Raw genomic sequence first — 12,800 nt, 5'->3', positions numbered from 1 at the left:
GAGGGTACGGCCGCGGGTCAGGCGGCCTGTCTGCTATCGGTCCCCGAAGATCGTGCGGTGCCAGTCCTTCCTGGCCACCGCTGTGTTGTCGAACATGACGTGCTTGATCTGCGTGTACTCCTCGAATGAATACGCGGACATGTCCTTACCGAAGCCGGACTGCTGGAATCCGCCGTGTGGCATCTCGCTGATGATCGGGATGTGGTCGTTGATCCATACGCAGCCCGCCCTGATCTCGCGGGTCGCGCGCCCCGCCCGGTAGACGTCGCGGCTCCAGGCGGACGCGGCGAGGCCGTACGGGGTGTCGTTGGCGAGCCGGATACCGTCGTCGTCGCCGTCGAAGGGCAGCACGACGAGCACCGGCCCGAAGATCTCGGACTGGACGATCTCGCTGTCCTGGGGCGCGCCGGCCACGAGGGTGGGCCGATAGTACGCCCCGCCCTTGAGATCCCCCTCGGGAGCCTCGCCGCCGGTCACCACGCGCGCGTAGGCACGCGCCCGGTCGACGAACCCGGCCACGCGGTCGCGCTGGACGTGCGAGATCAGCGGGCCCAGGTCGGTGCCGGGGGCGAACGGGTCGCCGAGCCGGACGGTCTCCATGAGGGCGGCGGTCCTCGCCACGAACTCCTCGTAGAGGGGGCGCTGCACATACGCGCGCGTGGCCGCCGTGCAGTCCTGACCGGTGTTGATGAGCGCGCCCGCGACCGCTCCGTTGACGGCGGCGTCCAGGTCGGCGTCGTCGAAGACGACGAAGGGCGCCTTGCCGCCGAGCTCCAGATGGAGCCGCTTGACGGTCGCGGTGGCGATCTCGGCGACGCGCTTGCCGACGGCGGTGGAGCCGGTGAACGAGGTCATGGCCACGTCGGGATGGCCCACGAGGCGCTCGCCCGCCTCCTTGCCGGCGCCGGTGACGACGTTGATCACACCGTCCGGGATGCCCGCCTCGGTGGCGGCCCGGGCGAACAGCAGCGAGGTCAGCGGGGTGAGCTCGGCGGGCTTGAGGACGATCGTGTTGCCCGCGGCGATCGCCGGGAGGATCTTCCAGGCCGCCATCTGCAGGGGGTAGTTCCAGGGCGCGACGGAGCCGACGACGCCGATGGGTTCGCGACGCACGTACGAGGTGTGGTCGCCGGAGTACTCGCCGGCGGCCTGCCCCGTCAGGTGCCGGGCGGCACCCGCGAAGAAGGCGGTGTTGTCGATCGTGCCCGGCACGTCGAACTCCCGCGTGAGCTTGAGCGGTTTGCCGCACTGGAGGGACTCCAGGCGGGCGAGGTCCTCGGCGTGCCCGGCGAGGACGGCGGCGAAGCGGTGCAGCGCGTCGGAGCGCTCGCCCGGTGTGGCGGCGGACCACTCGGGGAACGCGGCGCGGGCGGCCGCCACGGCTCGGTCCACGTCCTCGGCGCCGGCCAGCTCGTATGTGAACACCTCGGCGCCGGTGGACGGGTCGACCACCGCGTGGGTGCGGCCCGACGTGCCCCTGACGGGCCTGCCCGCGATGTACTGCGCGCCGTCCGCGAAGCGTTCGCGCAGTTCCTCCTGCGTCCGGAGGCGGATGTCGGCCTCGCCGGTGTTGCCCGGGATGTCCATGTCGCTCTCCCTCGCCGCCGACCCGCGTCCACCGCGGGGGCTGGCGTAGCTCCAGCTCGATTTGAGTGCCGATCCTGACAGAGGAGAAGGACACCAACAAGGGATTCCGTTGTTGCCTTTTGGTTACGCGACGGAATCTGTCGACCGGGGTGTCGAGTCGCACCCGAAAAGCCGAGACGTAGTGTCAGTGGCGCGTGCCACACTCACCGGCATGGGGAAGATCGATTCTCGGGAGACCCTGGTCAGGGAGCTCCAGGAGGGGGCCAGGGTCAAGTACCTGCACTTCTGGGGGCACCGTCCGAGGCCGGACGGGCGGATCGGGGCGGGCTGTCTGAGCCAGTGGTGGCCGTCGCCCTTCGTGGTGGACGGCGTGGAGTACGCGACGGCCGAGCACTGGATGATGGCGTCGAAGGCACGGCTCTTCCACGACGCGGAGGCCGAGCGCAGGGCCGTGGCGGCGCCGAACCCGGCGCTCGCCAAGAAGGCGGGACGGCTGGTGCGCGGCTTCGACGAGGCCGTGTGGGAGCGCGAGCGCTTCGGGATCGTCGTCGAGGGCAGCGTCCACAAGTTCGCCGCGCATCCCGGTCTGCGCGCCTTCCTGCTGGGCACGGGCGACCGTGTGCTCGTCGAGGCGAGCCCGGTGGACCGGGTGTGGGGCATCGGCCTCGCGGCGGACGACGAGCGGGCGGCGGACCCACAGCGGTGGCGGGGACCCAATCTCCTGGGGTTCGCGCTGATGGCGGCGCGGGAGCGGCTGGCGGCGGCCTAGCCGAGCCGGTGGGCCGTCAGCGACGTCGAATAGCCGTCCTCCGTGCCGGGCCAGGGATCGTCGTCACCGTTCGGGGCGATCAGGATGACGACGAGGAGCGCGACGCCGAGGACGACGCCGACCGCTCCGCAGATGAGGCCGGCCAGGGCCATGCCCCCGTTCGTCGCCTCGCCGCGGCGCGCCTTGCGGCGGCCGATGACGCCGAAGATCACGGCGAGCACGCCCGCGACGATGGCCACCGGCCACAGGCAGAACACGGCGGCGGAGACGATCCCGAGGACGAGCGAGGCGGTGCCCATGCCGTTGCTCGGCATGAGGGGCGTCCCGGACCAGCCGTAGCCGACGACGCCGCCCTCGGGGCCGTACCCCGGATAGCCGGGGTACGCGGGATAGGCGTACGCCGTGCGGCCGGGGCCTTCGGGGGCGATGGGCGGCGGCGGCACGGGCTCACCGGCGGCGGGCGGGGCGAAGGGGTCGGCAAGGGCGCCGGGCGCGGGCCCGCCGAACGACGGGAACGCGCCCGCGGGGTCGCCCGGCACGGAGGAGGTGGGGCCCGGCGGGGCGAACGGGGCGTTCCAGTCCCCGGCCGGGGCCGGGGCGCCGGTGGGCTCGGAGCCGGGCAGGGAGACGACCGTGGGCTGGTCGTGCACGGACGGCGGGCCGCCGCCAAAGACCACGGTGTGCCGGGGAGCGGCGGGCACCGGCCCGCCCGTACCGGCGGTGCCCGAACCGGGCGCCTGGCCTGCGGGCGGCGCCCACGGGTCCGGCGCGGGACGCGGACCGGCGGCGGGCTTGTCGAGGGAGACCTCGGACGGTGCCGGGCCCGTCCCGTCACCCGGGGAAGCCCACGGGCCCGGGGCGGCGTCCTCCGGCGCCCCCTGCTGCGCCTGCGCGTCGTCGGACATGCGTTGGGCCCCCTCCGTCGTACGTCTGTCGTACGTCCCGTCATGCTACGGTCCGCGCCTCCCCGGCATGACCGCGCTCTACGATGATCCCCGAGTCACCGATCAGCCGATCACCCGCGTCCCGCCCGAGTCCGGTGCGGGGGCGCCGTTCCGGGGAGGAACCCTTGACCGACCACCGCGACACCGCCGGCGCGCGCGATCTCCACGCCTTCATCGCCGGGCTGCCCAAGGCCGAACTCCATGTGCACCACGTCGGCTCCGCCTCCCCCCGCATCGTCTCGGAACTGGCCGCCCGCCACCCCGACTCCAAGGTGCCCACCGATCCCGGGGCCCTTGCCGACTACTTCACCTTCACGGACTTCGCCCACTTCATCGAGGTGTACCTGTCGGTCGTCGACCTCATCCGGACGCCCGAGGACGTACGGCTGCTGACGTACGAGGTCGCCCGCGACATGGCCCGGCAGCAGGTCCGCTACGCCGAGCTGACGATCACCCCCTTCTCCTCCACCCGCCGAGGCATCGACGAACGCGCGTTCATGGACGCCATCGAGGACGCCCGCAAGGCGGCGGAGGCCGAGTTCGGCACCGTCCTGCGCTGGTGCTTCGACATACCGGGCGAGGCCGGCCTCGAATCCGCCGAGGAGACCATCCGGCTCGCCACCGACGACCGGCTGCGCCCCGAGGGCCTCGTCTCCTTCGGGCTCGGCGGACCCGAGATCGGCGTTCCCCGGCCGCAGTTCAAGCCGTTCTTCGACCGGGCCAGGGCCGCCGGGCTGCGGTCCGTGCCGCACGCGGGCGAGACGACCGGGCCCGAAACGGTCTGGGACGCCCTCGGCGAGCTGCGTGCCGAGCGCATCGGGCACGGCACCAGCGCCGCCCAGGACCCGAAGCTGCTCGCGCACCTGGCCGAGCAGCGCATCCCCCTGGAGGTCTGCCCGACCTCCAACATCGCGACCCGAGCCGTCCGCACCCTCGACGAGCACCCCATCAAGGAGTTCGTGCGCGCGGGCGTCCTCGTCACCGTCAACTCCGACGACCCGCCGATGTTCGGCACCGACCTCAACAACGAGTACGCGGTGGCCGCCCGGCTGCTCGACCTCGACGAGCGGGGTCTGGCGGACCTGGCCAAGAACGCGGTCGAGGCGTCCTTCCTCGACGCCGCGGGCAAGGAGAGGCTGACGGCGGAGATCGACGCCTACACTGCGGCCCGGCTCACCCCCTGACCCCCGTCCTTCCGTCCGCCGCCCCGGCGGGGCGCCGCGCGGCGCCCCGCCGCCACAATGGGGCCCATGCGAACCGTGACCGCCGTGGCCCATCGCGGCGACCCCTACCGCCACCGCGAGAACACGATCGACTCGCTGCGTTCCGCGCTCCGCCGGGGCGCGGACGCGGTCGAGATCGATGTACGGCTCACCCGTGACGGCGTCCCCGTACTGCTGCACGACGAGACGCTGAAGCGGCTGTGGGAACAGGACCGGCGGCTCACCGCGCTCTCCTCCGCCGAGGTGGAGGGGCTCACGGCGGGCCGGGTGCCGACGCTGGCGGACGCCCTGGCGGCGACCGACGGCAGCAGGGTCATGATCGACCTGCCCGGCACACCCTCGGTCCGTGCCACCCGCCGGATCGTGGGTGTCGTCCGGGCGTGCGGGGCGGAGGAGCGGGTGTACTACTGCGCGGGGGCGCAGACCATGCTGGCGGTCCGGGCCGCCGCTCCGTCGGCGGAGATCGCCCTGACCTGGTCGACCCTCGCCCCGCCGCGGCCCGCCCTGCTCGATGCGGTACGCCCGCGCTGGCTGAACTACCGTTTCGGCCTCCTCAGTGAGGAGTTGACGGCCCGGGCGCATCGCGACGGCTACCTGGTGTCGGCCTGGACGCCCGACACCAGGCGCTCCATGCGCCGTCTCCTCGCCATGGGCGTGGACTCGATCACGACGAACCGCATCGACGCGCTGCGCACGGTGCGCGGCGGCTGAGGCGGCGTCACCCACGGCGGCCCGCGGCCGGTCAGCCGCCGACGGCCGCGTTGGCCAGGGCCGGTCAGCCGCCGACGGCCGCGGCCGGGGCGGCCGGCGGCGCCGACGCCGTCAGCCCCTCCAGCCGCTTGATCTTCCTGCGGACCACGTACAGCGGGATCACGCCGAAGACCCCGAACGACATGTCGATCAGCGACCACCAGAAGGGGATTCCGCGGATCGGCCCGCAGATCAGGGCGAGCGGGATGACGCCCGCGCACGCGATCATCGCGAACTCCACCACCCAGATGTTGCGGACGGGATCGCGGTACGGCCCGTAGAAAGCCACCGCGATCACGAGGTGCGCGAACGCCAGCCAGTCCGTTCCGTAGAGGACGAAGGGCTGCTCGGCGTCGGTGGCGTCGAGTCCGCGGCGCACCCGCTCGATCCAGTCCGTGAGGGCGGGGAGGTGCTGCGGCACCGACAGCGAGGTGAGCAGATCCTCGGCCCAGTGCAGCTCGTGCACCAGGGGGAAGGCCGTGGCGCCGCTGAGCACCAGACAGACGACGAAGACAACCAGCCAGACACGAATGCCCTTCAGCAGGGCGGCTCTGTCGCTCATGCGAGGAGCGTACGCCTTGAATTGAACACGTTCAAAAACTTCTTCTTGCCGTGGGAGGCGAACGGGAGGAGCTTGAGAGGGGGGTGGACGGAGGGAAGGTCCGCCATGGACACCGCCGAGATCGTCGTGGTGGCCCTGGCCGCCGTGCTGATCGGCGCCCTGGGCTGGTTCTTCTTCGGCCCGCGCCGCGCCCGCGGCGCACGCCTGGAGGGCGGGGTGCAGCGGGCGGAGGTGACCGTGCGGGGCGGCTACCGCCCCGACGTGATCCGGGTGCGGCAGGGCGTTCCGGTGGAACTCGTCTTCGACCGGCAGGAGTCCGGCGAGTGCACCAACCGGGTCGACTTCCCCGACCTGCACGTCAGCGCGGGGCTGCCCGCCTTCCGGCGCACCACCGTGCGCCTGCGCCCCGAACGGCCGGGCTCGTTCGGGTTCGTCTGCGGGATGAGCATGATCCACGGCACGCTCGTCGTCACCCCGGCGGAGGACGTGGGCGGCGGCCCGTCCGCTCCCGCTCCGGCCCCCGGCGGGACGGCCGCCGTGACGGTGGACAGGCTCCAGGAGGGCGCGCCGGCCGCCGACGCCGAGGCCGCGGAGGCCGGCGAGCGCCGCGCGGAGATCGCGGACCTGGGCCGCCGGGTCACCGTCGGCGCGGTGCTGACGCTCCCGGTGCTGTTCTCCGTGATGGCGCACGAACTCTTCGGTGCGGACTGGGTGCCCGGCTGGCTGCTCGGCCACTGGCTGCAGTTGGCCCTGATCACCCCCGTGATGTTCTACACGGGTTGGCCGATCCACAGCATCGGCTGGCTGACCCTGCGCCACCGCGGCGCCGACATGAACTCCCTGATCACGCTGGGCACCTCGGCGGCGTACGGCTACAGCGTGCTGGTCACCCTGGCGCCGGGGCTGCTGCCGGCGGACCTGCGCGAGGTCTACTTCGAGGCGGTCGGGGTGATCCTCACCCTGATCCTGCTCGGCCGACTGCTCGAGGCCCGTGCCAAGGCCGGCACCGGCGAGGCCATCCGGGCCCTGCTGGGGCTCCAGGCCCGAACCGCCCGGGTCGTACGGGACGGGTCCGAGACCGACATCCCCGTGGACGAGGTCGTGGTGGGCGACGAGATCGTCGTACGGCCCGGTGAGAAGGTCCCGGTCGACGCGGACGTACTGTCCGGCACCTCGGCGGTGGACGAGTCGATGGTCACCGGCGAGCCGATGCCGGTCACCAAGCGCGCCGGGGACACCGTCATCGGTGCGACGGTGAACGGCACCGGAAGCCTCAGGGTGCGGGCGGCCAAGATCGGCGCCGACACCATGCTGGCGCAGATCATCCGGCTGGTGCGGCAGGCCCAGGCGTCCAGGGCACCGATCCAGCGGCTCGCCGACGCCGTCTCCGCCTTCTTCGTGCCCGTGGTCATCGCGGTGGCGATCGCCGCCTTCGCCCTCTGGTACACCGTCGGCCCGGCGCCCGCGCTCACCCTGGCGCTGGTCTCCGCGGTCTCCGTCCTGATCATCGCCTGCCCGTGCGCGCTGGGGCTCGCCACCCCGCTGTCGGTGATGGTCGGCACCGGCAAGGGAGCCCGTGCGGGCATCCTGATCCGCTCGGCCGAGGCCCTGGAGACCGCCCACAGGCTGGACACGGTCGTGCTCGACAAGACGGGCACCGTCACGGTGGGAAAGCCGGTGCTGACCGATGTGCACGCCGTGGAGGGCTTCACGGAGCAGGAGTTGCTGCGCCTGGTGGCCGGCGCCGAGGCCGACAGCGAACACCCCCTCGCCGCCGCGATCAGCGACGGGGCCCGCGACCGCGGCCTCACGGTGCCCGCGGTCTCCGGCTTCGACTCGGTCACCGGCAAGGGAGTCCGGGCCACCGTGGACGGCAGGACACTGCTGGTGGGCACCGCCCGGCTGCTCGCGGACGCCGGGATCGCCGCCGCGCACCTCACCGCGACCGCCGACACCTTCTCGGCACAGGGCAGGACGCCCGTCCTGGTCGCCGTCGACGGACAGCCGGCCGGAGTGCTGGCCGTGGCCGACACCGTCAAGGACGACTCCGCCCGGGCCGTCGCCGCCCTGCACCGGCTCGGCGTCCGGACGGTGATCCTCACCGGGGACAACGCCCGCACCGCCGCCGCCATCGCGCGGCAGGTCGGCATCCCGCGCGTGCTCGCCGAGGTGCTGCCGGAGCACAAGGCCGACGAGATCCGCCGCCTGCAGAGCGAAGGCCGTACCGTGGGCATGGTCGGCGACGGCATCAACGACGCCCCCGCGCTGGCCCGGGCCGATGTGGGCCTGGCCATCGGCACCGGCACCGACGTCGCCATCGAGGCCGCCGACATCACCCTGATCTCCGGCTCGCTGTCCGGCGTCGTCACCGCGATCCGGCTGTCGCGCGCCACCCTGCGCAACATCAAGCAGAACCTGTTCTTCGCCCTCGTCTACAACGCCGTCGGCATTCCCGTCGCCGCCGGCGCCCTCTACCCCGTGTGGGGCATCCGGCTCAGCCCGATCATCGCCGCCGCGGCCATGGCGCTGTCCTCCCTCTCGGTCGTCACCAACGCCTCCCGGCTGCGCCGCTGGCACCCCGCGCCGCTGCCGGAAGCCGACGCCGCGGACGTACGGCCGACGGTCGAACCCGCCGCGGGCGGACGGCCGGCGGCCGAGTCCGCCGCGGTCCCGGCCGCGGGGCGCGACGCGCGGACCGCCCCGGCGGCACGGCACCCGCGCCACGGGGGCACGGCGACGGCTGAGCCGCGCGATCGCCCGGACGCCTCGACCGCCCGGTCGGACTGAACACGGTCCCGGCCCCGGCCGTATGCATCAGGGGCACCGACACCGGGCCCCCGTGCCGCCTAGGATGATCCCGATGCAGAGCCACGAGCAGCACCAGCCACCGCGACCGCCCGTGCCGCGGTGGACGGCGCTGCTCGTGCTGGGCCTGCTGGCCGGGCTCCTGGGCATGCACGCCCTGGCCCCCGGAGGCGTCACCCCGCACCACGCTCATGCCCGGCCCGCGCCGGCCGCGGCGGAGGCGGCAGTGGAGTGCGACTGCGCCGACGGGCACTGCGGCCGAACCCATGTCCAGCACGCGGACACCACCTGCGCGGCGGCCGCCGTCGGCGGGGGCCCGAAGACGCCCGCGCTCACGCCCGACCCGACGGCCCGTCCCGCGCACGCCGACGTCCTGTGCCCGCACCCGGCCGCGAACCCGGACGGCGGACGCGCGCCACCGTCTCTGGCCGAACTCCAACTCCTGCGGATCTAGAGGCCGCCACGGCACCGGGTCACGACCCGGCCCGGCGCCGACGCACGCCCGGATCCTCTTCCCTTTCCCACCGCAGGAGTTCCAGCATGACCGTTTCACGTGTCCTCATCCGCCGCGCAGCCCTGGTCGCGGCCACCGCCACCGCCACGGTGGTGCTCGCCGCCTGTGGCGGCGACGGCGGCGGCGACCGCTCCGGCAACGGCTCGGCGTCGTCGTCCACGGGCACCGGCGCGAGCGCCGGAGCGCACAACACCCAGGACGTGTCCTTCGCGCAGGGCATGATCCCGCACCACCGGCAGGCCGTGGAGATGGCGGGGCTCGCCGCCGGCCGGGCCTCCTCCGCCCAGGTCAAGGACCTCGCCTCGCGTATCGAGAAGGCGCAGGACCCGGAGATCACGACCATGACGGGCTGGCTGAAGTCCTGGGGAGAGGACGTGCCGGCGTCCGACGACACCATGGGGTCCATGCCCGGCATGGACCACTCCGGCCACTCGGGCATGCCCGGCATGATGACCGCCCAGGACATGGACCGGCTGAAGAAGGCGTCCGGCAAGGACTTCGACACCATGTTCCTGACGATGATGGTCGAGCACCACAAGGGCGCGATCGAGATGGCCACCGCCGAGAAGGACAAGGGCACGTACGGGCCCGCCACCTCCTTGGCCGGCGGGATCGTCTCCGCGCAGACCGCCGAGATCACCGAGATGGACAAGCTGCTCGGCAAGGGCTGACGGCGACCGGCCCGGCCCGGCGGAGTCCGCGGGGCCTCCGCCGGGCCGGGCCGCCCGTCTCACCCCGGCACCGGAACCGGCCCGGGCGCCAGGTGGCCCGCGCGGTGCAGTCCCGCGACGACCCCCGCGCAGACCCCACCGGTGGCGGCCAGCGCCGCCCACGGCAGCCATCGGATCCCGGTGTCGAACAGGGCGCCGACGGCGAGGTTCCCCAGTGAGACCGCGATGCCGGAGGCCGTGTTGTAGGCGCCGTAGTACGTCGCGACGAGCCGGTCGCCGGAGAGACGTACGACGGTGTCCATCTCGAACGGGTAGAGCAGCGCCCCGCCCCAGGCCAGCAGGGAGGCGCACAGCAGGAGCGCGAGGAGGCTCGCGGCGCGGCCGGGGACGCCGGGGTACGGGCGGGGCAGCAGCGGCAGGAACGCCGCCCCCATCACCACGAGGCCGTACGCGATGGCCTGCGGACCGGCCAGGGTCCGCTTCGCCCATGCGGTCAGCTTCAGCTGGCCCGACAGCGCGGCGAGCGCGGAGACGGCGAAGACCGCGCTGGTGACCGGCCCCGTCTGTGCGCCGAAGAGTTCGCGGCCTCTCAGCGGCAGGGCGAGGTAGACCTGGAAGGCGAGGACGTAGGAGCCGGTCATCGCGGCGGCGAACAGCAGGAAGGGCCGGTCGGCGGCGATCGTGCGCCAGTCGGCGGCGACCGCGCGCCAGGCGGGCCCGGTGCTCCGGTTCACCGCGGCGGTCGCGGGCAGGGCGCGGGCCTGGAGCAGGGCCAGGACCGCGAAGACGAGTGCCGCGACGGTGCACACCGCGCTGAAGTCCCAGGCCAGCAGGGCGAGTCCGGCCAGCGGCCCGACGAGGATCCCGGCCTGGTAGAAGACGTTGAAGGCGGCGAAGGCTTCGACGCGGCGCTCCTCGCCCGCCGCGGCGGCGAGGTAGGCGCGGACGGCCGGGTTGAACAGCGCCCCTGCCAGACCCGTCAGCGCCGAGGCGAGGATCAGGGCGGGCAGGGAGCCGGCCACCGCGAGCAGCCCGAAGGCGAGGGTGCGCATCGCGCAGCCGGTGAGGATCATCGGCTTGCAGCCGTAGCGGTCGGCGAGGGTGCCGCCGATGAGGAACATGCCCTGCTGGGAGAGGTTGCGCACGCCGAGGACCAGGCCGACCGCCCAGGCCGCGAGGCCGAGGCCGTGGGCGAGGTGGTCGGCCAGGTAGGGCATGAGCATGTAGAAGCCGAGGTTGATGGCGAACTGGTTGGCCATCAACAGCCGTACCGGCCGGTCGAAGGAGGCCACCTGGGCCCGCAGGCCCCTCATCGGGCACCCGCCTTCGCCAGGTCGCGGCCCAGCGGGTCACGGACCCGGCCGCACCGGGTCCAGCGGGTGACCGCGCGGGCGTCGGGCTCGGCGATCTCGTCGGGTTCCTCCGCCGGTACACGGCCGAGGAACCCGTGCTCGCGGCACCAGGCGTCGTTGTAGACGGTCTCCAGGTAGCGGTGCGGGCCGTCGGGGAAGACCGCGACGATCCGGGTGCCGGCCGGCATGGTCCGGGCGGCCCATCCGGCCACGAGCGCGACCGCTCCGACGCTCCAGCCGCCGGACGCGTAATGATGCCGGGCCAGCCGGCGGCACGCCCACACCGCCTCGGCCGGAGCCACCCAGTGGACCTCGGCGAAGGCGGCGTAGTCCACGTTCCCGGGGTGGATGCTGGAGCCGAGCCCACGCATCAGCCGGGGCCCGGCGGGCTGCCCGAAGATGGCCGAGCCGACCGCGTCCACGCCGATGAGCCTCAGCCCGGGGAGCGACTCGCGCAGCCCGGCGGCGACACCGGCCGAGTGGCCGCCGGTGCCGACGGCCGCCACCAGGACGTCGATGCGTCCGAGCTGGGCGACGAGTTCGGCGGCGAGGGGCCGGTAGGCGGCCGCGTTGTCGGGGTTGTGGTACTGGTCCGGGCAGTACGCGCCCGGAGTGCGGCTGAGCCACTCGGCCACACGTGCGCGGCGGGCCTCCTGCCAGCCGCCCTCCGGATGCGGGGCCGCGACCTGGTCGACGCGGGCGCCGAGGGCGGTGAGCAGGCGCACCACGGAGGGTTCCATGCCGGGGTCGGTGACGACCGTGACCGGGTGACCGTATGTCAGCCCGGCCAGGGCGAGCCCGAGGCCGAGGGTGCCGCTTGAGGACTCCACGATGGGCGCGCCCGGCGCGAGGTCGCCGCGCTGCCGTGCCTCGGCGACCATGTGCAGGCCGGGGCGGTCCTTGATGCCGCCGGGGTTGGCGCCCTCCAGCTTGGCGTGGAAGCCATGGCCGGGCGGGGCGAAGGGTTCGTCGATCCACAGGACAGGGGTGTTGCCCACGAGCTGGGCGGGACGGCGGGCGATCACGGGGAGCGGGGCGTGCGCCCCCAGGGGTTCGAGCAGGGAGAGGTGCATGGGGGTACGTCTCCTTCGCACCACGTCCGGTACGGGCGGGTGCGGTCGTCGTGGGTCGGCGGGCGCGCCCGCACGCCCCGGCCACCCGGTACGGGCGAGGCCGGAGCGTGCGGACGGCGCCTACTGACGCCAGACGCAGTGGAGCACGAAGGTCCCGGAGCCGTGCGGCACCGGGGCGGTGCCGGGCGGGCGGGCCCGGGCAGCGTATGCCTCCCCCGGCCCCGCGGTCGGCGACGGCACAGCGGCCGGAGGCTCGTCGCCGGCTCCTGCGACCGCGCCGTGGACGGCCTCCCGGGGCCGGTCCGCCGCGTGATCGAGGTGCCCGTCGGCCTTGTGGTCGTGGCCGGGCGCCGATGTGAGCCCGTGATCGGTGTCCCCGCCGGCCGCGGAACAGCCGGCGGCCACGGCGGTCATGGGCAGCCCGGTGAAGGACGAGGAGTGGACGGCGCCCGCGAGATGGGCGGTGATCAGCACGACGAGGCCCAGGAGCAGGCCGGTACGGCCTCGTCGCCCGGGGTTCCGTGCCCCCGTCCGCACACCCGTCACAGAC

The 12,800-nt window shown here is 73.8% G+C and carries 11 protein-coding genes and 1 pseudogene; 6 read left to right on the top strand and 6 right to left on the bottom strand.

Features of this window, described 5'->3' with window-relative positions:
* Positions 1-33 precede the first annotated feature (33 nt).
* Positions 34-1,587 (bottom strand): gamma-aminobutyraldehyde dehydrogenase, encoded by a 1,554-nt coding sequence (locus ACZ79I_RS29060; protein WP_471500941.1) that lies wholly within the window; start codon positions 1,585-1,587, stop codon positions 34-36.
* A gap of 211 nt (positions 1,588-1,798) precedes the next feature.
* Here ACZ79I_RS29060 and ACZ79I_RS29055 point away from each other — a divergent pair, with 211 nt between their 5' ends.
* On the top strand, positions 1,799-2,356 hold the full coding sequence (locus ACZ79I_RS29055; protein WP_471500939.1) for an NADAR family protein: 558 nt from the start codon (positions 1,799-1,801) through the stop codon (positions 2,354-2,356).
* Here ACZ79I_RS29055 and ACZ79I_RS29050 read toward each other — a convergent pair.
* Positions 2,353-3,261 carry a DUF4190 domain-containing protein gene (locus ACZ79I_RS29050; RefSeq protein WP_471500937.1) on the bottom strand — a complete coding sequence of 303 codons (909 nt, stop codon included), beginning with the start codon at positions 3,259-3,261 and terminating at the stop codon, positions 2,353-2,355. The genes ACZ79I_RS29055 and ACZ79I_RS29050 overlap by 4 nt on opposite strands.
* Before the next feature lie 67 nt (positions 3,262-3,328).
* Here ACZ79I_RS29050 and ACZ79I_RS29045 point away from each other — a divergent pair.
* Both ACZ79I_RS29045 and ACZ79I_RS29040 read left to right on the top strand, forming a co-directional pair.
* Positions 3,329-4,484, top strand: a pseudogene (locus ACZ79I_RS29045) (adenosine deaminase).
* Positions 4,485-4,550: 66 nt separating this feature from the next.
* Positions 4,551-5,234, top strand: coding sequence for a glycerophosphodiester phosphodiesterase (locus tag ACZ79I_RS29040; RefSeq protein WP_471500935.1), 684 nt, complete (start codon positions 4,551-4,553; stop codon positions 5,232-5,234).
* Between the two features lie 64 nt (positions 5,235-5,298).
* On the opposite strand, the gene ACZ79I_RS29035 is transcribed toward ACZ79I_RS29040, so the two are convergent.
* Positions 5,299-5,835, bottom strand: a complete 537-nt coding sequence (locus ACZ79I_RS29035) for a hypothetical protein (RefSeq protein ID WP_471500933.1) — start codon at positions 5,833-5,835, stop codon at positions 5,299-5,301.
* 105 nt (positions 5,836-5,940) lie between these two features.
* Between ACZ79I_RS29035 and ACZ79I_RS29030 the strand changes: the two genes are divergently transcribed.
* From ACZ79I_RS29030 to ACZ79I_RS29020, 3 genes are all read left to right on the top strand, one after another.
* Complete coding sequence (locus tag ACZ79I_RS29030) at positions 5,941-8,622, top strand: heavy metal translocating P-type ATPase (protein ID WP_471500931.1); 2,682 nt, start codon at positions 5,941-5,943, stop codon at positions 8,620-8,622.
* A gap of 73 nt (positions 8,623-8,695) precedes the next feature.
* Entirely contained in the window at positions 8,696-9,094 is a 399-nt protein-coding gene (locus ACZ79I_RS29025) for a DUF6153 family protein (RefSeq protein ID WP_471500929.1), read from the top strand.
* Between the two features lie 86 nt (positions 9,095-9,180).
* On the top strand, positions 9,181-9,825 hold the full coding sequence (locus tag ACZ79I_RS29020) for a DUF305 domain-containing protein (RefSeq protein ID WP_471500927.1): 645 nt from the start codon (positions 9,181-9,183) through the stop codon (positions 9,823-9,825).
* A 59-nt stretch (positions 9,826-9,884) separates the two neighbouring features.
* Here ACZ79I_RS29020 and ACZ79I_RS29015 read toward each other — a convergent pair whose 3' ends face one another.
* The 3 genes from ACZ79I_RS29015 to ACZ79I_RS29005 all read right to left on the bottom strand — a co-directional run bounded on the left by ACZ79I_RS29015 (position 9,885) and on the right by ACZ79I_RS29005 (position 12,796).
* The gene (locus ACZ79I_RS29015) at positions 9,885-11,138 is read right to left on the bottom strand and encodes an MFS transporter (RefSeq protein ID WP_471500924.1); all 1,254 of its coding nucleotides are present in this window, start codon (positions 11,136-11,138) and stop codon (positions 9,885-9,887) included.
* A complete protein-coding gene (locus tag ACZ79I_RS29010; RefSeq protein WP_471500922.1) occupies positions 11,135-12,250 on the bottom strand; it encodes a PLP-dependent cysteine synthase family protein in 1,116 nt (371 codons plus the stop codon). The genes ACZ79I_RS29015 and ACZ79I_RS29010 overlap by 4 nt, the downstream gene beginning before the upstream one ends.
* Before the next feature lie 120 nt (positions 12,251-12,370).
* A complete protein-coding gene (locus tag ACZ79I_RS29005; RefSeq protein ID WP_471500920.1) occupies positions 12,371-12,796 on the bottom strand; it encodes a hypothetical protein in 426 nt (141 codons plus the stop codon).
* Between the last annotated feature and the right edge of the window lie 4 nt (positions 12,797-12,800).

It is taken from the genome of Streptomyces sp. PSU-S4-23, assembly GCF_055632315.1.
The sequence above is the reverse complement of the archived record's forward strand: the minus strand, read 5'-3'. Positions and strand labels throughout refer to the sequence as shown.